This is a genomic window from Fulvimarina thalattae, from assembly GCF_040239565.1.
Classification (GTDB): domain Bacteria; phylum Pseudomonadota; class Alphaproteobacteria; order Rhizobiales; family Rhizobiaceae; genus Fulvimarina.
On record NZ_JBEHWS010000003.1, the window covers coordinates 303,048 to 322,906 of the forward strand.

A 19,859-nucleotide genomic window follows, 5' to 3' on the forward strand; every position below is an offset into this window, starting at 1 on the left:
GCGAAACCTCAACCTTTTCGAAAGGATGTCCGCGCGTGTCTGGCGGTCTCCGCCAGCGCCATGGATCGGTCAAACAAAGCTTTAAACCTTTGGCCTAGAACGCGAAGACGACCACGAAAATCGCGACAGAAGCGAGATTGAAATGCGCAATGCGCTCATCGCCAAAGCCGATGCCATCTGCGACAGGCTCTATGGCATAGCCCTGAGCCTGCCCCTCGTCATCATCGCTCTCATGCTGCTCGGCGCTCTTATCGGGCCGGCGGCCGCCCAGGATCAGGACTTTCCGCCCGAAACGACGCTCGCCTCCTGCGGAAAGGATTTGAGGACGACGCTTTCGTCGGAGCAGAAAGAGAGGATCGCCGAAAGGACGGACCAAACGATCGCCGGCGAAGGCCTGTTCTGGAAAATCGAGAAGGAGGGTGTCGAGCCCTCTCATCTTCTCGGCACGATCCATCTGCCCGATCCGCGCGTCGTCGCGCTTCCAGAGAATGTCGCGGAGGCTGTGGACAACGCCGACCGGACCGTTCTGGAACTTGCGGAGATCGCCGATCCGACGGCGATGGCGGGAATCATGTTCTCGATGTCGGACATCATGATGCTTCCGGAGGACAAGACGCTCAAGACCATCCTCTCGGAAGACGACTACGAGACCGTCTCGGAGGCTCTTGCGAAGCGATCCATTCCGATTTCGACGATGAACAAGATGCAGCCTTGGTTCATCAGCGTCAGCATGTCGATGCCCGATTGCGCCGCACTGCCTCAGGAAGACCCGGCGGCGGCGCTCGACCCGAGTATTGCAAAGCGCGCCATGGCCAATGGCCAGGAGGTGCTTGGTCTCGAAACGGTCGAGGAGCAGCTCTCCGTTCTGGCCTCCATGCCGCTCGATACACAGATCGTGCAGCTGGTTGCGGCGATGGAATATATCGACGCCGTCAACGACATGATGGAAACGATGGTGGGCCTCTACGAGGACGAAGAGGTCGGCGCCATCATGCCGACGCTCCAGGCGCTGTTTCCGGATGCCGAGTCCTTAGTCGGTGGCAATGCGGCCTTCGCCGCCTTCGAAGACGCCATTCTGGACAAGCGCAACCTTCTGATGACGGAGCGGATGATCCCCATGCTCGAAGACGGTAACAGCTTCATCGCCGTCGGCTCGCTGCACCTTATCGGCGAGACGGGCATCGTGAACGGTCTGCGCGAGAAGGGCTGGACGGTGACCCGGCTCGACCGGGGCGAATAGGCCACACGTCTTCAAGCAAGTGCCTCAGAATGTCAGCGAGCGCCTTCTGACGTTTCGCGATTGAACGAAAAGGATTTATTCTGCCGACGGGGCTCTTACCTGACGTCGGCAGGAAGCCGGAACGGCAGTTTATCCGTTTGCGCCAACGGCCGGATTGAATGAATTGAGGCACCGAGAATGATCCCATATGCGCGCCGGTTCTGGCTGGTCCTCTGCGCCGTTTCGTTTCTCCTTGCCGCGCCGCACCTGGCGGCCGCGTTCGAAACCTCGGCGCCGACCGCCTTCATGAAGGACTTCTCGACCGGACGGGTCCTGTTCGAGAAGAACGCCGATCTGGAGATCGAACCGGCCTCGCTCGCCAAGCTGATGACCATCGCCGTCGTTTTCAACGAGCTCGAAAAAGGGACGATCACCCGCGATCAGACCTTCGAGGTCTCAGAGAACGCATGGCGCACGGGCGGGGCGAATTCCGGCGGCTCCACCATGTTCCTGCCGCTGGGCGGTGAGGTGAGTGTCGAAGATCTGATCAAGGGCATCATCATCCAGTCCGGCAACGATGCGACGATCGTGATCGCGGAAGGCATGGCAGGCTCCGTCGATGCCTTTGCCGAGCAGATGAACCAGCGGGCCAAGGAGATCGGTCTTATCCATTCGCGCTTCGGCAATTCCTCCGGCCTGCCCCATCCCGACAGCCATGTCACGATGCGCGACCTCGTCACGCTCGCCGAGCATCTGATCCGCGAATATCCCGAGGAATATCCGACCTTCTCCGAGGATTCCTTCGAATACAACGGCATCACACAGAACAACCGAAACCCGCTTCTCGACTTCGGCGCCGATGGTCTCAAGACCGGCCATACCCAGGCCGCCGGCTACGGTCTCGTCGCATCGGCGGAAGCCGACGGTAGGCGGATCGTCTTTGCGCTCTCGCGGATGGGCTCGGCCAACGAACGAGCCCGCGAGTCGCGGCGGATGATGGAGTTCGGCCTTCAGGACTTCGAAGAGGTTACGCTTGCTGAGGAAGGCGAGACGGTCGCGACGGTCCCCGTCCGCGGCGGAGAACTCGAAGAGGTCGCACTGCGCTCCCCGGAGCGGGTCTCCCTTCTGGTGCCGACAGGAAGTCTCAGCGATGCCGAACGCGTGGTGGTCGACAACGGCCCGGTCGAAGCGCCGGTTGCAGAGGGTCAGAGGCTCGGCTGGCTTCAGATCAAGCGCGGCGACGAGACGATCCGCGAAATCCCGCTTCAGGCTGCTGAAGCCGTGGAACGGTCAGGCTTCTTTTCCCGCGTCTTCGGCTCGATCGCCGACCACTTCACCTGGCAGTCTTCGGAAACACAATAAGAGAGGCGGGCTTGACCGCGAGGCGCGAAACGCCGATATGAGCGTCATCGCGCCGTGAAAGCGCAGCGCCCGCCGAAGCCCGAACTCAAAGTTCGACAAGATCGGCTCGCGCCTCGGAAGTCTGCATCGTCCCATAAAGGCGGCTCAAAGCTTTCGGCACGGCCCTCCGTTTCCCTTCTCTGCGCGAAGGCGGACCGGGCTTATAGCGGCCTGATCATATGGCCGCACCACTTCAAGGCATCTCATTGACCTCTATGACATTTGACGGGTTCGGCCTCGCCGAGCCCCTGACGCGCGCTTTGGCGCGCCTTGAACTCACAAACCCGACTCCGATTCAGGAGCGGGCGATCCCGCACGCTTTGAACGGGCGGGACATGCTGGGCATTGCCCAGACCGGCACCGGCAAGACCGCCGCGTTCGCCCTGCCCGTTCTGCATCATCTGATGACGGCTGGCGGCAAACCGACGACCCGCACGGCCAAGGCCCTCATCCTCTCGCCGACCCGCGAGCTGGCGGTCCAGATCGCTGAAACCATCGCCGATCTTTCCGAAGGTACGCCGATTTCGCATAGCGTTATATTCGGCGGCGTCTCTGCGCGTCCGCAGATTCAGGCGTTGGCCCGCGGTGTCGACATTCTTATCGCAACGCCGGGCCGCCTCCTCGATCTGATGGAGCAACGGGCGATCGATCTCCGTGAGACACGGCACCTGATCCTCGACGAAGCCGATCGGATGCTCGACATGGGCTTCGTTCGCGACGTGATGAAGATCGTCGGTAAATGTCCCGCCGAACGGCAGTCCATGCTGTTTTCCGCGACCATGCCGAGGCCCATCGAGGACCTTTCCAAGAAGATCCTGACCAATCCTCAGAAGGTGTCGGTGACGCCGGAAGTGGTCACGGTGGAAAAGATCGCCCAGAGCGTCTTCTCCGTACCGCAAAAGGCCAAGAAGCACTGGCTGATCGATTTCGTCTCCAAGAACGAGACCGGCCGGATCGTGGTCTTCACGCGCACCAAGCATGGCGCGAACCGCCTGACCTCGGATCTCGAAAAGGCCGGCATCCAGGCGCTCGCGATCCACGGCAACAAGAGCCAGTCGGCCCGCCAGAAGGCGCTTGGCGCCTTTCAGGATGGTGAGATCGATGTGCTCGTCGCGACCGATATCGTCGCCCGCGGCATCCACGTGGATGATATCAGCCATGTGGTGAACTTCGATCTGCCGGAAGAACCCGAAAGCTACGTCCACCGCATCGGCCGCACAGCGCGTGCCGGACGTTCCGGTCAGGCGATCGCGCTCGTCGATCCAAGCGAGCGGGCGAAGCTCAAGCAGATCGTCAAGCTGACCGGCATAGACCTGACGCCGCAGGCGACGGAATACGCCGTGAATGTTCCAGCCGGCGAAGCCGATGGGGACGACGGCAAGAGCCGTGGACCGCGCAACCGGCCGCCGCACAACGGCCGTCCTCGCAACCGCGGCAAGAACGGCAATGGTGGTCGGCCGGGTGCCGGTGCCAAGCGCCAGAACGCTGGTGGGGGCGACAATGCCAACCGGTCGTCGCAACGCCCCTCCGGCAAGCCGCGGCGCAGCCGTCGGTCCGGCGACCGTTCAGCAGCGAACGCCTGATCCCGTCGATCCGACAATCAGAGAACATGCGAGCCGGTCCTTCAGGGCCGGCTTTCGTTTGTCCGGGATCGGCACTTCGATTGCGGCAGAGCTCCGCAATCGCCATATCTGCTGCAAAGACATTCAACGGAGAGATTGATGGCCGAAACGATCAAGGTCGACATCCCGCACAAGCTCGGGCGCGCGGGCGCCCGTCAGCGGATCGACGAGGGCTTTGCCAAGCTACGCCAGGACATGATGGGCGGGATGGTGAAGTTCGAGGACACCTGGACCGGCGACCATCTCGACTTTCGGGCGCGTGTCATGGGCCAGTCGGTGACCGGACGGCTCGAAATTCTCGACGAGCATGTTCACGTCGAAGTCGATCTGCCGATGATACTCGCCTCGATCGCCGAGAAACTCAAAGGCCGCCTACGCAAGGAAGGTCAGGTCCTTCTGGAAAAGAAATGACGGCGCAGACGGGCATCGCTCCGGGATGCCCGTCGACCGGAGCGTGACTACCGGGGCATACCCGTCAGCACCGCTTTTTCGGTCTTGATCGTGCCGCCGTTCTCGGTCTCCTCGATGGAGAGAACCTTGCCGAGGCCCGGTACGATCATGCCGGGCTTGACCCGCCAAAGTTCGCCGGGCGAGGCAAGATGCGCCTCCTCACCGAAAACCATGACGATGGCGAAATCCTGCGGCTGAAGTTCGTGCCGGCGCACCACACGCTGGGCCGGCATCGCATCGACCTGAATGTCGTCAGTCGACTTCGACGTCGATCCGACCATCATGGGATCGAGCGACACTCTCTCGATATCAGCGATCAGCATACGCTCGAAGAAATCGGGATCGATGTAGGAAATCGTCGAAACGATCGAGAAGAAGGCAACCGAAAACGAAAAGACGCTGAGGGAAATGATCCGGACTACTCGGTCCGATCCGCTCTCGTCGATACGCTTGGCGGGGGCATTCTGGTCGGCATTCGCAAAAAACGCGCGATCTGTCGTACTCATGGGTTACTCGGGACTTTCGTTGCCGCATTCCAGCAATCCCGGAAGAACGCCCCGGTATCGCCGTGAGACGGACAATGCCACGGCTTGCTTTAAGGAAAGGTTCCCGCAAGCTTTGTGATTCTGCCTGGGTGACTCGGCGCGCTTAACGCTTGTTTCACCATGCCTGGCTTAGGCTCGACGGCATGCCAGTACCGTCACCCGTTCGGCCCACAATCGAGAGGAGAATTCAGCGACGACGCCGCACGCGGCTGCGGCCGATCAAGCTCGTGACCCGCGGCAAGCGCTTCTTGGAAGACGGATCGGCGATCGATCTTTCCGACAGTGGCGCACGCGTTCGCCGCTTCGGGAACGGACAGGTCCCCGCGACATTGTATTTTTACGACGAAGGCGAAGACACTCTGCGTCCCGCGGCGGTCGTGTGGAAGGTGCGTGACGAAATCGGCCTTCGTTTTACCGGCGCAGCCCAGGCCATCGAGCGAGCGGACAAGGCTCGGCTTTCAGGTCGATATTACGCAGCGTCATAAGCTTGACAATCATGCGGCCTCACCAAGGCCTATCCAGGCAAATTGCTGAAATGGAAAAGACATTCGGCTGGCAGATTGCGACCAAATTGTGCCGGCCTATGATCGACTTTTATCCGGTAGTGCAAACGTTGTTTTTCGACATTCGCTAAAAATATTCCGAATGAAACGCAACTTGTTCGCCAACCAACCATTGACCTTGAAATGAAGGGAGCCGGACAGATGCGTATTCTGATCTTGGAAGATGAGCCTCTGATCGCCCTCGATCTCGAGGATACAGTTCGCGAAAAATGCGGCGCTGAAGTGTGTCTCGCCCACACAGTGGCCGAGGCTGAAGAATATCTTGGCGAAGGCGACGTGGATTTCGCACTTCTGGACGTGCGTCTCGAAGGCGATCATGAAACATCGCTGCCAATCGCTCGCAAACTTGCGCGTGCGGACGTGCCGTTCTGTTTCGTATCGAGCGCGGTCGACAGGCTGCCAGCACAGTATAGCAGGGTGCCGCACGTGAAAAAGCCGTTCGAGCTTTCTCAGATTCAGGCAATTCTACCCTGATCTTGCCTGCAAGCACGGACATAATCCAGCGCCGCATGTTTCCGGGAAACATTGCGGCGCTTTTCATGTTCATTCGACTGTCGCGTTTCAGCGGCGCTGTCGATCAGGTCTGCGTCATTGAGCAGTGATCATCTTTCATCGATCTTTGCTGATCCCCATTATCCTGGGATGGCAAGCCGCATCCAACACATTATCACCCTGTCCGCAGCATCGTTTCTTGGACTGGCGCTCGTTTCGTCTGCCTACGCGCAAACCGGAACGCCCCAAGGCCCCGACTTCGAACCGGCCATAGAACGGGCCGAAAGCTTCGAGACGATCGAAACGCTCCTCATCGCCGTCGACGGCGAGACTTTGGTTGCGGAAGGCTTCTCCGGCCATTCGCCGGATCGACCGGAGAATATCAAATCCGCCTCAAAATCGATCATCTCGGCACTTGTCGGCATCGCGATCGAGAAAGGTATTCTCGAAGGGCCGGATCAGCCGATCGCGCCGCTTCTGGAAGACAAGCTGCCGACCAATCCCGATCCGCGCATCTTCGACATCACGATCGGCAACCTGTTGTCTATGCAGGCGGGGCTGGAACGAACTTCCGGCGGTAATTACGGCGAATGGATCGCAAGCCGGGACTGGGTGAAAAATGCCCTTTCGCGACCATTCGAAACCGATCCGGGCGGCCGGATGCTCTATTCCACCGGCTCGACCCATCTCCTTTCAGCAATCCTGACACGCGAGAGCGGCCGATCGACGCTCGATCTCGCCAATGACTGGCTCGGGCCGGCAGGCGTTCAGATCACCAGTTGGGAACGGGATCCGCAGGGGATCTATCTCGGCGGCAACCAGATGGCGATGACGCCAAGATCGTTGCTCGCCTTCGGCGAACTCTATCGCAATGAAGGCCTAACCGCGGATGGCGAACAGGTGATCCCGCAAGGCTGGATCGAAACCTCCTGGACTGCAAGAACGACCTCTCGCTGGCACGATGGCCGCTATGGCTATGGCTGGTTCATCGACGATTTCGGCGGTGAAGAAGTCGCCTATGGCTGGGGCTATGGCGGACAGATGATCTATGTCGTGCCGGAACTCGACCTGACCGTCGCAATAACCTCCGACGAGACCCGCCCGTCGGGCGGTTCGGGCTATGTGCGTGACCTGCACAGGCTACTCGGCGAGGAGATCATCCCCGCCGTGCGCGAACGTGCCAGCGGATCAGAAGAGGTCGAACGGGTCGAGGAAGCTGAAGAACCCATCCTGTGATCGGTTGCGCGCTTCGCGCTGGCGCTCGGCCACCATGTCCTGCGTCATCCAGGCATCCCGGCGTTTCTCGTAGAACGAGTTGCCGCCGAGTATCGCCACATAGTGCATGTTCCGATACGGGAAGCTGTAGCCGGCGGTGTGGAAGAACATCGCGCGTTCTCCGACCCAGCCATGGCGCGTGCCGTTCAGAACCTTATCGGCGGTCGCAAAGGCGAGATCGCGCCCTTTTTCCATCCGCTTCGTGAGAACACCCGGTGCAAACTGGTTTTTCTGGCCGACGACACCGCAGACGGTGTCCGGAAATTCGCGCGATTCGACACGGTTCATGACGACGGTTCCGACCGCCACCATGCCCTCCTCACTCGACCGGTTGGACTCGAAGTACATCGCCCGCGCCATGCACTCCTGCGCACTCATGCGCGGCGCGAAGGACGCGCAACCCGACATGACAAGAAGCGTCAGCAGCGCGGCGGAGGTCTTGACTGGGATGCGCATAGCGGCGCTCCTCGAACGAAAAAACAACATCCGCCGAAGATGACATGTCGCAATGAATCAACCGTTGAAAGGAATGGTTAACCGCTTGCAGGAGCTGATTTTTCGATGAGTTTGTCCATCTCGCCGACTGTTCGGCTCACCAATGGCGCGGACCCTAAAACCGCGATATCCTTGGAAGTGAAACCGGAGACGTACATGAGCGAAGCGCGCGATACACCTCATCGGATGACGCCGGACGAATTCTTCGAATGGCAGCGCGAGCAGGACCGCAACTATGAACTGGTCGACGGGATAGCAGTTCTCGCGCCCAAGGCGATGACGGGTGCCTCGCGACGGCACGACACGATCACTGTCAACATTCTGAGGGTCCTCGGAAACAAACTGGTCGGCGGGCCCTGTGAGCCGCACACGGCGGACATGACGGTCCTCAATCCGAATGGCAATGTGCGCAGACCGGATGTGACGATTGACTGCACGTCGGGTTCAGACGAGTCCATGCAGACCGAGGAACCTCGCGTCATCGTTGAGGTGCTCTCGCCTTCGACCATGAACTTCGACCGGTTCCGAAAGGTCGAGGAATACAAGACCAACGAGCACATCCAAGTGGTTCTTCTCGTGGCTTCGCAAAGCGCAGAAGTCATCGTCTGGCGGCGCGGTGGGGCGGAATGGCGATCGGAGATCGTCGAAACACTGGACGCGATGATCGCGCTTCCGGAAATCGGCTGCGAATTATCCCTGTCCGATATTTATCGGGGGTCGGGCGTCGCGGACAAACCCACCAATTGGTAGCCACCGATATCTGCTAGGCAAGCATGCCGGGATCACCTGACCCCCGGCATGTGCACACGGGATAGAACAATCCCCCTCAAGCCGCCGAGAGCTTTGCCATGGTCTCGTCATCGACCTCGTAATTGGCGTATACGTTCTGAACGTCGTCGTCGTCGTCGAGATTGTCGATGAGGCGCATCACGCTCTGGGCCTTTTCCTCATCGACCGGCGCGTTGGTCTGCGGGCGCCAGATCGCCTTGACGCTCATCGCTTCACCAAGAGACTCTTCCAGCGCTTTCGAGACGTCGTTGATGTCCTCGAAGGCCGTGATGATGACGTGGTTCTCCTCGTCGGAGATTACATCGTCGCCACCGGCCAGGATCGCTGCTTCGAGCACGGCATCCGGCTCGCCGACCGAGGCCGGATAGACGATTTCGCCGACATGATCGAACATGAAGGCGACCGAACCGGTCTCACCGAGCGAACCGCCGGACTTGGTGAAATAAGAGCGGACGTTCGAGGCGGTGCGATTGCGGTTGTCCGTCAGCGCCTCGACGATGACGGCGACGCCAGCCGGACCGTAGCCCTCGTAGCGAACCTCTTCGTAGTTTTCCGAGTCTCCGCCGGAGGCCTTCTTGATCGCCCGCTCGATATTGTCCTTTGGCATGGACTGGGCCTTGGCGTTGTTCACGGCAAGGCGCAAGCGCGGATTCATATCGGGGTCGGGTAGGCCGGACTTTGCCGCAACGGTGATCTCGCGTGCGAGCTTGGAGAACATCTTGGAGCGGACGGCATCCTGCCGGCCCTTGCGGTGCATGATGTTCTTGAACTGTGAATGGCCGGCCATCGGGACCCCGTCATAAGGCTGGAATGTCTGAAAGTGCCCGTCATATAAAAAATCTGAAGCGGCACGTCCATAACCCGGCGGTGTGGCGTCTCGCTAAATGACGAAGAGGACAGCCTGTTGGCAAACCCGATAAAGCCTGTGACCATGCCCAATCTGCCGCTGACAGGCGGCTGCTCCTGCGGCGCGGTGCGCTACGAGATCAACGCCGTTCCGCAGGCTTTCTACCTGTGTCACTGCACGGAATGCCAACGTCACACGTCGAGCGCTTTCGGCATGAGCCTTCGATGCGATCCCGCGAAGGTGACCGTATCGGGCGAGTTGAAGACGATCTCACGGATGTCGGAAAGTGGCACGAAACGGTTCGGCGATTTCTGCCCTGAGTGCGGTGTTCGCATCCAGCACCGATCCGAGAACGACCCGGGCCGCCTCAACATCAAGGCGGGAACGCTGGACGATACTTCCTGGCTCATCCCGGCAGGCCATATCTGGGTATCGTCCAAGCAGCCTTATGTCGTCATCCGCGAGGACGAACTCGCCTATGCCAGGCAACCAGAGGACAAGTCCGCCGCGATGAGGGAACGCTGGCGCGAGATGCTGAAGGCCGGTGGCACACGGATCGATTGACTATTCGTCTCCAGCGAGCTCGAACGTCGCTTCCGTTATAATCTCGCATTTCACCGAATTGGCCAGGAAGCAGGCGTGATGCGCTTTCTCGTGAAGCGCATCGAGATCAGACTGCGAAAAGCCCGTCGATGCGTCGAGGATCGTGTGCGGGCGCAGCACCACGCGGCTGATCCACTGGGTCTTGTCCTGCCGAGTTTCGAGAAGGCAGGAAGCCTCGTCGGTATAGCGATCGACGCGAACACCAGCGCGTGCAGCCAGTTCCAGAAACCAGAGCATGTGACAGCTCGCGAGAGACGCTACAAACGCCTCCTCTGGATCGACATTGGCGCGATTGGAATAGGGCGAAGGAACGATCTCGGGCGAACTCGAAGCAGGCACCACGACGCCTCCGTCGAATCGCCATTCGTGAGCACGCGAATACCGACGCTCCAGAAATCCGGCGTCGCTGCGCTGCCATTCGATCACCGCACTGGATGTTACCACCTCAATCTCCTGCGGAGGTCGCGTTCGCAGCCGCCCCCGCACCATCACGGATGGCAGCTTCCCTGTTCATCTCGGCAAGCGCCTTCAGGGCAGCCTGCTGTAGCACATCACGCTCCTTCGCTTCATCGTCCGTCAGATCACCGCCGACATAGTCCGACCACATCGCCCAGCGCTCGAAACTGCGCGTCGAGCCAGACTGCTTGAGAAAAATATGGATGTCGGAATGGCGCTTGTCGCGCACGATCGCCTCCATCACTGTCTCGATCGACGAGGCCGGCCCCTCCAGCAACTGGATGAACTGCCCGAAGACGTGCATCAGGACGCCGGAAATCTTCAATTCGGCGTTTCGCGACCGCGCGACCTTGAGAATGGCCTCCAGATCCTCACTGGTCAGCGTCGGCTGCGGCGTTGAGTAATACGCTATCCGGTGGATCGGCATGCCGCGCTCCAATCTTGTCCAGATGGCCGATACGGGTGCGGCAATCGGCCGACCCGCATGCGACGGGGCCCTTACGAACCAAGGTTTCGAAGAACGCGGAGCGCCTTCCATAGGTTTGAAAATAACGCGACTTTGAAGCGCGCAAAGGTTTCAATCGCTTCGGATTTCGTCAAGCTTGGTGAAGCGCCGTCAGTCATTGGCCGCCCTGCCCCTGGCGAACGCCGCTCCGACCGTAGCTGAACCTTCGCGAGCGCTCGCCATGAAGACGTCCACCGTCCGCCTCACAGCAATCCTCGCCATTCTGGCCCCACCGGGCATTGGCCTGTCGCATGCGTTCGCCCAGAGCGAGGCAGAGCAACAGTCGCTGGAAGAACCGCCGAGCCAATGCCGTGCCATTGCAGGCCTCGTGCCCGACGCGACCTTTGCCCAGATCGAAGGGCAGAGCCGGGGCCTGTTCGACAGCCGCCCACCCATCGGTGAGACGACGATCACCTACATCACACATTCGACCTATGTCATCGAGACGCCGAACGGGGTGACCATCGCAACCGACTATTCGGGCTATTCCGGCGAATTCGTGCCGGACATCGTCACCATGAACAAGGCCCATGGCAGCCATTTCACCAATTTTCCAGATCCAGCGATCCCGAATGTTCTGCCCGGCTGGAACCCGGCGGGCGGACCGGCGCGCCACCGGCTGGTCGAAGACGATGTCTATGTGCGGAATGTGCCGACGGATATTCGCGCTTTCGGCGGCATGGAACCCGACGGGAATTCAATCTTCATATTCGAGACCGGAGGGCTCTGCATCGGCCATCTCGGCCATCTTCATCACCAACTGACGGACGAGGATTTCTCGGCGATCGGCCGGCTGGACATCCTCATGGTGCCGGTCGATGGCGGCCTTACCATGAGCCAGCGCGGCATGGGCGAGATCGCCGACCGGCTGCGCTCCTCCATCGTCCTGCCGATGCACCGCTTTCGTGGGCCGATCGAACGGTTTCTGGACGAGATGCCGGAGTTCGCCGTGGAACGGCGCGCGGAACGCAGTCTGACAATCTCTCCCGCGACGCTGCCGCGTCAGCCCACGGTCATCGTGCTGGCGGGGGTTTGAATGCCGCTCACCTCCAACGAAGCCCCTGGACATTTTTCAAAACGGCTGCGCTACGAGACCGATTGCTGGAACACCCACGAGAGCCTTCGAATTCAGACGATCATGACGGGAGGCGCGTGGCGCCCGCGCGTGCCGGGCTCAAGGACGAACGTCATTCCCGCCTCTTTGTCGATCGCCCGGCGCTCCGGTGCCATGTGCTCCCAGGCCGTGGTGACGAGAAGGCGATCGGCCTCCCGCCCGATGAATGCAGTGCATGTCGGCTGACGTGTCGGCACATCGAGACTGCGGCTTACCGCGCCCTCCGGCGAAAGGACGATGACGCCACCGCCGCCCCAGCAGGCGATCCAGAGATTACCGTCCTCATCGACGGACGCGCCGTCGAGAACGCCCTTCCCGCCGGTCTGATCGAAAAAGACCTCCGGCTCACCGGCCGGCAGCCCGGTCTCCGGGTCCAGCGCAACGCGCATCAGCCGGTTGACGACGGTGTCGCAGAAATAGCCGGTCGCGCCATCGGCGGAAAAGCAGATGCCGTTGGGAATCGAAATCTTCTCATAAAGCCGCGTCACCACACCCGCGCGATAATGATAGATCGCGCCGGCCTCCCGTGCGCCGTGCTTGCTCATCGTGCCGATCCACAGCGCGCCTGCCGGGTGGATACCACCATCGTTCGACCGCGTGTCCGGGTTATCGGCTTCGAGCGGACGGTGCAGTTCTAGGTCGCCGCTCTTGCGGTCGCGGAAATAAAGACCGTCTTCCATCGCGACGAGTTGGCGTTCAGAATCGATACCGGCGATCTCGCTCGCCATACGGGGCATCTTATGAGCCGTGACCGCTTCGCTCGCGCAATCCATCTCGTAAAGCGTCTTGCCGAGGATATCGAACCAGTGGGCCTTGTCCGTCAGGGGATCGTAGCTTGGCCCCTCCCCGAGCTCCAGGTTGCGATCGTCGACGATCCGAACCGGCGCGTCTTCCGTCATAGGATTTTCTCCTCCTCGTAATTTCGAAACCGAGAATAGAGGCGACGCGCCGCCGACGCACGAAAAAACCGGCGCCTTTCGACGCCGGTTTCGTGCTGGGTCCAGGTCAGGATTGGCCAGCAGGTCTCAGTTGGCAGCGTACGAAATCCTTGCCGTCACCATGGGCAAACTGAAGTCCCAGAAAATGTGCTGAAGCACATTCAGTCTAGCGGCAGAACGATGAAGCGCAGATCGCCGTTCGGTTCGGCGATCAGCATCAGGGCGTTCCGGCGACCTTCCTCGCGCAATTCGCTGAGCTTCTCCTCGACATCCTCAACGGACGAGACGCTTTCCTGCGCCACTTCGCGGATGAGCATACCGGCTTCGATGCCTTTTTCGGCCGCGTTTGAACCTGCGGCAACATCCTCGATAAGGACGCCTTCGGCATCATTGGGCAGATCGAACTCGGAGCGGGCGTCCTCGCTAATCTCGCTGAGCGTCAGACCGAGGATCGGCTCGACGGCATTGCTTTGATCCTCACCCTCTTCGCCCTGTTCCCCCGAGCTCTCCTCGGCAGCCTCTGCATCGTCTTCGCCAGGCCCTTCCGCGATCAGCCGTTCGCCGTCCTCCAGCCGGCCGAGTGTGACGGTCACCGTCATCGGTTCGGCATCGGCTTCCCGAGACGTCTTGCGGAGGATTTCGACCTCGACCTCCTTGCCGACGGGCGTTTCCGCCACGATGCGGGGAAGATCGCGGGAGGACTCGACCGCCTTGCCGTCGAACGAAGTGATCACGTCGCCGGCCTTGAGAACGTCCATCGAAGGCCCGCCGTCGATCGTACCGACGACGACCGCGCCCCGTGCCTCGCCAATTCCAAGACCGCTGGCAATATCGTCCGTGACTGCCGACAGACGGATGCCGAGCCAGCCGCGCCGGGTTTCCCCAAACTCCCGCAGCTGATTGACCACGTTGACCGCGAGATTGGCCGGAATCGAGAAGCCGATGCCGATCGAGCCGCCGGTCGGCGAGATGATAGCCGTGTTGATGCCGACGACATTGCCGTTCATGTCGAACAGCGGGCCGCCGGAATTGCCCCGGTTGATGGCTGCGTCGGTCTGGATGAAATTGTCGTAGGGCCCGGCATTGATGTTGCGGCCGCGCGCCGAGACGATGCCGAGCGACACCGAGCCTCCGAGGCCGAACGGATTGCCGATCGCCATCACCCAATCGCCGATCTTGATCGTTTCGGAGTCGCCGAATGCAACGGATGCAAGCGGTTCGTCCGACTCGACCTTGAGAACCGCGAGATCCGTCTTCGGATCTCGTCCCACAAGCTCGGCTTCGAGTTGCGAACCGTCGGCGAAATTGACGGTGATCTCGTCGGCGTCCTGAATGACGTGGTTATTGGTAACGACGACGCCCGACGGATCGATGACGAAGCCTGATCCAAGCGATTGAACGCTACGGCCGCTTGGATTGTCGTCGCCGCGCAGAAGATCGTCGAAAAAGTCCTGAAGCGGCGAACCCTCGGGCGCTTCGAGCGGCGGGATGCCGCCACCGGGCCGCTCGACGCGCTGCGCTGTAGAGATGTTCACCACGGCATCGAGCAGGCTTTCGGCGAGTTCCGAGACCGATTCCGGACCCTGACGGGATGCGGGCGGCGTAACTGTCGACTGGCTGACATCCTCGGCATCTGAACCGGGCGTCTCGTTTTCTCCGACAGGCGGAGCCGGCAATACCGGAACCGCCGCCTCGGCATCGGCCTCCGGATCACTCGGCAGTGCTGGCTCGGCATTTTCGGCCGGCGCATTGTCTTGAGCTGGATCAGGAGACGGCTCAGACTCTGCCGCCGGTGAATTCTCTCGTTCGTTCGGGCTATCGGCAGGAGGTGTTTCGGCGGGCGCCTCTGGAATTTCCGGAATCGCATCCGGCTGGGGGTCCGGTGCCGTTATGCCTTGTTCGATGGCACCGTTCTGCCCTACGCCCTGGTTTTCGTCGGACGTCTGCGCAAAGGACGGACAGGCCGCGAAGGACGCCATGAATGCGGTCGTGAGAAAGAGGCGCGGCAGGAGAGAATTCATCGGCAGGGTCTTCTTCCCTATTCATCGGACATCCGGATCGGCTTCGGGCGCGCATCGAGCGCCGCCCTGCGCCGCAAACCCAAGCTTTCACGCCCAGGCCTTATCGCGCAAGTAGGGCGAAGTGCTCCCACCGGGTTCAATCGTAGAATCAAACAAATGTGCGAAGAAAGCGTGGCGGCATGTCACGCAAGGCGTGCGGGCAATCGCTTAGTGGCGCAGGAGCCAGACGATGCCGAATCCGACGACGGCTGCGCACAGGCCGCCGATGCGAAGCGAATGTTCTGGCGATTGCGATGCCTCGGCTGCGAGTCGCTTCACCAGTGAGGGGAACGCTGCATAGACGACGCCCTCGATCACCAGAAGGAGACCGAGGGCGGTAAGAAAGTCCGTCACTGAACGGCACTATCCTGGGGCGCGGACGCCGGTTCGTCACTGGCCGAACCGGACGCGCCGGTCTCAGCAGTCGCGGCATCGTCACCGCTTGACTCGGCGGCGCCGGGCGTCGTCGACCCCTCGTCCGGCGTGGTGCTGTCAGTCGGGATCGACACCGCGCCGGTCTGTTCTCCGCCGGCGGCATCTTCAGGCTCGGAGGCCGGCTGGTTCGTTTGAGCCTGCTGATCCTCGTCGGCAGCAGCGTCGTCGTTCGACGACGACTCCTGCTCAATCTCGGGCAGTTCCGGCAGATCGCTCGGGCTGACTGAATCACCGGAGCCTGATTCCTGAACGCTATCGCTCTGGAAGTAACGGAAAAATTCCGAGTCCGGCGAAAGCACCAGCGTCGTGCCAGAATTTTCTAGAGCCTGACGGTAAGCGCTCATCGAGCGATAGAAGTTGAAGAATTCCGGGTCAGCACCGTAGGCCTCACCGAAGACGCGATTGCGTTCGGCATCGCCTTGACCCTGAAGGATCTCGGCGTCGCGACGCGCCGCGGCAACCGTCTCGACCACTTCGCGATCCGAGCCAGCCCGGATCTCGCGGGCAGCAACCTGACCACGCGCCCGCAGACGTTCGGCCTCGGCCAGACGCTCGGCCTGCATCCGCTCATAGGTCTGTTCGGAGACCTCGTCGGTCAGATCGGTACGCCGAATGCGCACGTCGGTGAGCTGGATACCGAGAGATGCGGCGTCCTCGACGATCTCGTCGCGCACCTGCCGCATCATCTCGCCGCGCTCGTTGGAAAGCGCTGCTTCGAAACCACGCAGACCATAGACGCGGCGCAGCGTTGCATCGAGACGGGTCCGCAGCCGCTGTTCTGCCTGCGGGATCGAGCCCGACACGGTCTGCCGGAAGCGCGCCGCATCGGCGATGTTGTAGACCAGGAAGGCATCGACCACGTAGAAGCGGCCGCCGGAGACCTGGACGCGAATATCGTCGAGATCGAAGCGAAGCAGACGATCCGGCAGCATCTGGACGTTGTCCGCACCGGCAAAGCCGAAGGGCAGCTTGAAATAAAGGCCCGGTTCTTCAGCGACACGCTGGATCTCGCCGAAGCGCAGGACGATCGCCTGCTCCTTCTCGTTGACGATGAAGATCGAATTCCAGACCAGCAGGACGACGACCGCCACGACGGCGATCAAGGCATAAAGTCGGTTCATCAGTTGGGCCCTCCCGACACCGAGCGGCTGTTCGCACTTGTCCGCGGTGTCGAAGTATTCGTGCCGTTATTCTGGCCGTTGCCGTTCGAATTGGCGTTCTGGCGCTGCAATTCGTTGAGCGGCAGATAGGGAACGACGCCCTGGCCGCCGGCATCGCCTTCGAGGATGATCTTGTTGGAGTCGCGCAGGACGCCTTCCATGGTCTCCAGGAAAAGACGCTTGCGGGTCACGTCCGGCGCCTTGGCATATTCCTCAAGAATCGAGGAGAAACGCTGGGCCTCACCCTCGGCCTCCTGAACAACACGGCTCTTGTAAGCAGCAGCATCCTCGCGAATCTGAGCCGCCTCTCCGCGAGCCTGACCGACCTGCTGGTTGCGATAGCGATTTGCCTCTTCGATGAAGCGGTCCTCGTCCTGTTCGGCGCGCTGAACCTCATCGAAGGCGTCGGCGACCTGTGGTGGCGGAGCGGCGTCCTCGATCGAAATTCCGTTGATACGGATACCGGTCCCGTATTCGTTCAGCGTGCTCTGGGTGATCTCGCGGACCTCTTCGGCAATACCGGCACGATCGTCGCGGAAGACATCCTGCACCGGCCGACGCCCGACGACTTCTCGCATGGCGCTCTCCGAGACCTGCTGCACCATGGAGGTGGGGTCCTGGACGTTGAAGAGGAAATTCTGCGGGTTATCGACCTGATAAAGAACGGCGAACTGGACATCCACGATGTTCTGGTCGCCCGAAAGCATCAGACCGGAGTCCTCTCCGCGCTGGCTCGAGCCGAGCGTGATCTGGCTCTCCACCACCGGAACGGTATCGACAGTCTCGAATGGCCACATGATGAAATGCAGACCAGGCTGAGCGAGCTCCTGCTTGGGCTTGCCGAACAGCATTTCGACCCCGACCTCATCAGGCTGGACCGTGTAGACGGCCTTGAAAAGCCAACCGATGCCAAGGAGGACGACAACGAGAAGCACGATCGCGGCCGCACCACCGCTCGTACCGCCACCACCGCCAGGCATCACCCGCTTCAACCGGTCGCCGCCGCGGCGCAGAATGTCTTCAAGATCGGGGCTGTTGTTCGGGCCGCCGCCACCGCCGCCGCCAGGGCGTGGGCCTTGCGGACGCTGACCCCAAGGGCCGCCGCTCCCGCCGCCACCTTTCCAACCGCCGTTACCGGTCTGATTGCTCCAAGGCATCGAAGTCCTTTCAATTGATGAAAAGTGCGAAGGGGCTGGACGCGCCGCTCGCTCTAAACCGTCTGTTGGTTCTTATAAGAGTTGCATATTCTGCTTTCAACGCGCCCGCGACCGTTTTGCGCGTCGGATGTGGTGGAAGATCGAAGACCTTCGGGGCACGATTGCGGCCGGGAAGCGGCCGATCGTCTTGTGGAGACTTGCCGATAGACTTGATTGCAAATCATTAATCTTGATTCACGACATGTCTTCGCGCGTAGGACTTGAAGCGGGTCGCCGCCGAGTCCCGATCGCCGCGCATCCATTCTTCTTCTGACAAAAGCTTGAATTCATCGTCATCGATGGGCGGAAACACCGCATCGCCTTCCGGTTCGGCGTCGACCTCAGTCAGGGCGATCCGGTCGATACGGTCCCAGAACAGGCGATAGATCTCAGCACCGCCCACGATGGCGATCTCGTTGGCGCGCCTGTTCATGGCACACTGGATCGCCTTCGCCATCGCGTCTTCGGGCCCGTTTGCAATGATCGCGCCTTCGACCGGCAAGCTGTCTTCGCGCGTGAGAACGATCGAGTCGCGTCCGTCGAGCACCTTGCCGATCGATTCGAGGGTCTTGCGCCCCATGATCATCGGCTTGCCCATGGTGAGCTGGCGATAGCGCTTCAGATCGCTCGGGATCGACCAGGGCATACCGCCATCGGCACCGATGACACCGTTCCTGGCGGCCGCGACGACCGCGACGAGTTCGGTGCGATATTGAAAGCTCATACGGCGATCGGCGCCGCGATATGCGGCTGCGCTTCGTAGTTCTCGATCTCGATATCCTCGAAGGTGAAGCTGAAGAGGTCGCGGATTTCGGGGTTCAGCTTGAGTATCGGAAGCGGACCAGGCGTTCGTGACAGCTGCAACCGTGCCTGCTCGAAATGATCGGCATATAGATGCGCATCGCCGAGCGTATGGACGAAATCACCGACGGCGAGATCACACGCCCGGGCCATCATATGCGTCAGCAGCGCATAGGAAGCGATGTTGAACGGCACGCCGAGAAAGATATCCGCAGACCGTTGGTAAAGCTGGCAGGAGAGCTTGCCGCCGGCGACGTAGAACTGAAACAGGCAGTGACACGGCGGCAGCGCCATGTCGTCGACGAGGGCGGGATTCCATGCCGTGACGATGAGCCGTCGCGAATTCGGATTGTTCCTGATCGCGTGAAGGACCCCGGCAATCTGATCGATCGTGCCGCCGTCGTAATCAGGCCAGGAGCGCCACTGGGCTCCATAGACCGGACCGAGATCGCCGTTCTCGTCGGCCCATTCGTCCCAGATGCGAACGCCGTTCGCCTTGAGATAGGCGATGTTCGTGTCCCCCTTCAGGAACCAGAGAAGCTCGTGGACGATCGAGCGGATGTGCAGCTTCTTGGTCGTCAGCAGCGGAAACCCCTCTTCGAGGTCGAACCGCATCTGATGGCCGAAGACCGAACGGGTGCCCGTTCCGGTTCGATCGGGCCGATCGGTGCCCTCGTCGAGCACACGGGCCAGAAGATCAAGATATTGCCGCACGGCGACGCTCACTCTCGTCCAGACGAAACGGGACGCGCCCGCGATCGATCGTGAGGGTTTTGCCGACTATGGCCGCGCGAGTCCAGACGGGCGCCGGCGGAATTCGCGGTCAGATCTGGTCGAATTTTCCGAGATTCTGCGAGCTTTTCCGCAGCGGGATAGTAGACCACGAGCCGGTT

The 19,859-nt window shown here is 60.9% G+C and carries 20 protein-coding genes and 1 pseudogene; 9 read left to right on the plus strand and 12 right to left on the minus strand.

Annotated features, from left to right (window positions below):
• The first annotated feature begins 142 nt into the window (after positions 1–142).
• The 4 genes from ABRA89_RS06155 (at position 143) to ABRA89_RS06170 (ending at position 4,653) form a co-directional block, all read left to right on the plus strand.
• Positions 143–1,240: a TraB/GumN family protein gene (locus ABRA89_RS06155; RefSeq protein ID WP_349940567.1), complete on the plus strand. Its 1,098-nt coding sequence runs from the start codon at positions 143–145 to the stop codon at positions 1,238–1,240.
• Between the two features lie 177 nt (positions 1,241–1,417).
• Positions 1,418–2,581, plus strand: coding sequence for a D-alanyl-D-alanine carboxypeptidase family protein (locus tag ABRA89_RS06160; RefSeq protein ID WP_349940568.1), 1,164 nt, complete (start codon positions 1,418–1,420; stop codon positions 2,579–2,581).
• A 254-nt stretch (positions 2,582–2,835) separates the two neighbouring features.
• Complete coding sequence (locus ABRA89_RS06165) at positions 2,836–4,203, plus strand: DEAD/DEAH box helicase (RefSeq protein WP_349940618.1); 1,368 nt, start codon at positions 2,836–2,838, stop codon at positions 4,201–4,203.
• Positions 4,204–4,341: 138 nt separating this feature from the next.
• Positions 4,342–4,653, plus strand: a complete 312-nt coding sequence (locus ABRA89_RS06170; RefSeq protein ID WP_349940569.1) for a polyhydroxyalkanoic acid system family protein — start codon at positions 4,342–4,344, stop codon at positions 4,651–4,653.
• A 47-nt stretch (positions 4,654–4,700) separates the two neighbouring features.
• Here ABRA89_RS06170 and ABRA89_RS06175 read toward each other — a convergent pair whose 3' ends face one another.
• On the minus strand, positions 4,701–5,198 hold the full coding sequence (locus ABRA89_RS06175) for a hypothetical protein (RefSeq protein ID WP_349940570.1): 498 nt from the start codon (positions 5,196–5,198) through the stop codon (positions 4,701–4,703).
• Between the two features lie 743 nt (positions 5,199–5,941).
• Here ABRA89_RS06175 and ABRA89_RS06180 point away from each other — a divergent pair.
• Together ABRA89_RS06180 and ABRA89_RS06185 are read left to right on the plus strand one after the other, a co-directional pair.
• The gene (locus tag ABRA89_RS06180) at positions 5,942–6,274 is read left to right on the plus strand and encodes a response regulator (RefSeq protein ID WP_349940571.1); all 333 of its coding nucleotides are present in this window, start codon (positions 5,942–5,944) and stop codon (positions 6,272–6,274) included.
• A gap of 168 nt (positions 6,275–6,442) precedes the next feature.
• On the plus strand, positions 6,443–7,528 hold the full coding sequence (locus ABRA89_RS06185; protein WP_463671259.1) for a serine hydrolase domain-containing protein: 1,086 nt from the start codon (positions 6,443–6,445) through the stop codon (positions 7,526–7,528).
• Here the strand turns inward: ABRA89_RS06185 and ABRA89_RS20415 are convergent.
• Complete coding sequence (locus tag ABRA89_RS20415) at positions 7,481–8,023, minus strand: cell wall hydrolase (protein ID WP_463671256.1); 543 nt, start codon at positions 8,021–8,023, stop codon at positions 7,481–7,483. The genes ABRA89_RS06185 and ABRA89_RS20415 overlap by 48 nt on opposite strands.
• Positions 8,024–8,218: 195 nt before the next feature.
• Here ABRA89_RS20415 and ABRA89_RS06195 point away from each other — a divergent pair, with 195 nt between their 5' ends.
• Positions 8,219–8,812, plus strand: coding sequence for a Uma2 family endonuclease (locus ABRA89_RS06195; protein ID WP_349940573.1), 594 nt, complete (start codon positions 8,219–8,221; stop codon positions 8,810–8,812).
• 76 nt (positions 8,813–8,888) lie between these two features.
• On the opposite strand, the gene ABRA89_RS06200 is transcribed toward ABRA89_RS06195, so the two are convergent.
• Complete coding sequence (locus ABRA89_RS06200; RefSeq protein WP_349940574.1) at positions 8,889–9,638, minus strand: YebC/PmpR family DNA-binding transcriptional regulator; 750 nt, start codon at positions 9,636–9,638, stop codon at positions 8,889–8,891.
• A gap of 117 nt (positions 9,639–9,755) precedes the next feature.
• Here ABRA89_RS06200 and ABRA89_RS06205 point away from each other — a divergent pair, with 117 nt between their 5' ends.
• A complete protein-coding gene (locus ABRA89_RS06205) occupies positions 9,756–10,262 on the plus strand; it encodes a GFA family protein (protein ID WP_349940575.1) in 507 nt (168 codons plus the stop codon).
• Here the strand turns inward: ABRA89_RS06205 and ABRA89_RS06210 are convergent, their stop codons facing one another.
• Positions 10,263–10,745: an OsmC family protein gene (locus ABRA89_RS06210; protein ID WP_349940576.1), complete on the minus strand. Its 483-nt coding sequence runs from the start codon at positions 10,743–10,745 to the stop codon at positions 10,263–10,265.
• Between the two features lies 1 nt (position 10,746).
• Positions 10,747–11,184 carry a BLUF domain-containing protein gene (locus tag ABRA89_RS06215; protein ID WP_349940577.1) on the minus strand — a complete coding sequence of 146 codons (438 nt, stop codon included), beginning with the start codon at positions 11,182–11,184 and terminating at the stop codon, positions 10,747–10,749.
• Between the two features lie 259 nt (positions 11,185–11,443).
• On the opposite strand from ABRA89_RS06215, the gene ABRA89_RS06220 reads away from it, so the two are divergent.
• On the plus strand, positions 11,444–12,298 hold the full coding sequence (locus tag ABRA89_RS06220; protein ID WP_349940578.1) for an MBL fold metallo-hydrolase: 855 nt from the start codon (positions 11,444–11,446) through the stop codon (positions 12,296–12,298).
• Positions 12,299–12,390: 92 nt separating this feature from the next.
• Here ABRA89_RS06220 and ABRA89_RS06225 read toward each other — a convergent pair whose 3' ends face one another.
• The 7 genes and pseudogenes from ABRA89_RS06225 to ABRA89_RS06255 all read right to left on the minus strand — a co-directional run bounded on the left by ABRA89_RS06225 (position 12,391) and on the right by ABRA89_RS06255 (position 19,680).
• On the minus strand, positions 12,391–13,275 hold the full coding sequence (locus ABRA89_RS06225; protein WP_349940579.1) for an SMP-30/gluconolactonase/LRE family protein: 885 nt from the start codon (positions 13,273–13,275) through the stop codon (positions 12,391–12,393).
• Positions 13,276–13,475: 200 nt separating this feature from the next.
• Positions 13,476–15,335: a Do family serine endopeptidase gene (locus tag ABRA89_RS06230; protein WP_349940580.1), complete on the minus strand. Its 1,860-nt coding sequence runs from the start codon at positions 15,333–15,335 to the stop codon at positions 13,476–13,478.
• Between the two features lie 207 nt (positions 15,336–15,542).
• On the minus strand, positions 15,543–15,728 hold the full coding sequence (locus ABRA89_RS06235) for a DUF2065 domain-containing protein (protein ID WP_349940581.1): 186 nt from the start codon (positions 15,726–15,728) through the stop codon (positions 15,543–15,545).
• 341 nt (positions 15,729–16,069) lie between these two features.
• A pseudogene (gene hflC, locus ABRA89_RS06240) lies at positions 16,070–16,930 on the minus strand (protease modulator HflC); the annotation flags it as partial.
• Complete coding sequence (hflK, locus tag ABRA89_RS06245) at positions 16,930–18,126, minus strand: FtsH protease activity modulator HflK (RefSeq protein WP_349940582.1); 1,197 nt, start codon at positions 18,124–18,126, stop codon at positions 16,930–16,932. The pseudogene hflC and the gene hflK, both read right to left, overlap by 1 nt.
• Before the next feature lie 223 nt (positions 18,127–18,349).
• Complete coding sequence (locus ABRA89_RS06250; protein WP_349940583.1) at positions 18,350–18,889, minus strand: dihydrofolate reductase; 540 nt, start codon at positions 18,887–18,889, stop codon at positions 18,350–18,352.
• On the minus strand, positions 18,886–19,680 hold the full coding sequence (locus ABRA89_RS06255; protein WP_349940584.1) for a thymidylate synthase: 795 nt from the start codon (positions 19,678–19,680) through the stop codon (positions 18,886–18,888). The genes ABRA89_RS06250 and ABRA89_RS06255 overlap by 4 nt, the downstream gene beginning before the upstream one ends.
• Between the last annotated feature and the right edge of the window lie 179 nt (positions 19,681–19,859).

Excerpts from the sequence above, each read along its gene's own strand:
- ABRA89_RS06155 (WP_349940567.1), top strand. The coding sequence starts at position 143 with ATGCGCAATGCGCTCATCGCCAAAGCCGATGCCATCTGCGACAGGCTC.
- ABRA89_RS06160 (WP_349940568.1), top strand. The coding sequence starts at position 1,418 with ATGATCCCATATGCGCGCCGGTTCTGGCTGGTCCTCTGCGCCGTTTCG.
- ABRA89_RS06165 (WP_349940618.1), top strand. The coding sequence starts at position 2,836 with ATGACATTTGACGGGTTCGGCCTCGCCGAGCCCCTGACGCGCGCTTTG.
- ABRA89_RS06170 (WP_349940569.1), top strand. The coding sequence starts at position 4,342 with ATGGCCGAAACGATCAAGGTCGACATCCCGCACAAGCTCGGGCGCGCG.
- ABRA89_RS06175 (WP_349940570.1), bottom strand. The coding sequence starts at position 5,198 with ATGAGTACGACAGATCGCGCGTTTTTTGCGAATGCCGACCAGAATGCC.
- ABRA89_RS06180 (WP_349940571.1), top strand. The coding sequence starts at position 5,942 with ATGCGTATTCTGATCTTGGAAGATGAGCCTCTGATCGCCCTCGATCTC.
- ABRA89_RS06185 (WP_463671259.1), top strand. The coding sequence starts at position 6,443 with ATGGCAAGCCGCATCCAACACATTATCACCCTGTCCGCAGCATCGTTT.
- ABRA89_RS20415 (WP_463671256.1), bottom strand. The coding sequence starts at position 8,023 with ATGCGCATCCCAGTCAAGACCTCCGCCGCGCTGCTGACGCTTCTTGTC.
- ABRA89_RS06195 (WP_349940573.1), top strand. The coding sequence starts at position 8,219 with ATGAGCGAAGCGCGCGATACACCTCATCGGATGACGCCGGACGAATTC.
- ABRA89_RS06200 (WP_349940574.1), bottom strand. The coding sequence starts at position 9,638 with ATGGCCGGCCATTCACAGTTCAAGAACATCATGCACCGCAAGGGCCGG.
- ABRA89_RS06215 (WP_349940577.1), bottom strand. The coding sequence starts at position 11,184 with ATGCCGATCCACCGGATAGCGTATTACTCAACGCCGCAGCCGACGCTG.
- ABRA89_RS06220 (WP_349940578.1), top strand. The coding sequence starts at position 11,444 with ATGAAGACGTCCACCGTCCGCCTCACAGCAATCCTCGCCATTCTGGCC.
- ABRA89_RS06225 (WP_349940579.1), bottom strand. The coding sequence starts at position 13,275 with ATGACGGAAGACGCGCCGGTTCGGATCGTCGACGATCGCAACCTGGAG.
- ABRA89_RS06230 (WP_349940580.1), bottom strand. The coding sequence starts at position 15,335 with ATGAATTCTCTCCTGCCGCGCCTCTTTCTCACGACCGCATTCATGGCG.
- hflK (WP_349940582.1), bottom strand. The coding sequence starts at position 18,126 with ATGCCTTGGAGCAATCAGACCGGTAACGGCGGTTGGAAAGGTGGCGGC.
- ABRA89_RS06250 (WP_349940583.1), bottom strand. The coding sequence starts at position 18,889 with ATGAGCTTTCAATATCGCACCGAACTCGTCGCGGTCGTCGCGGCCGCC.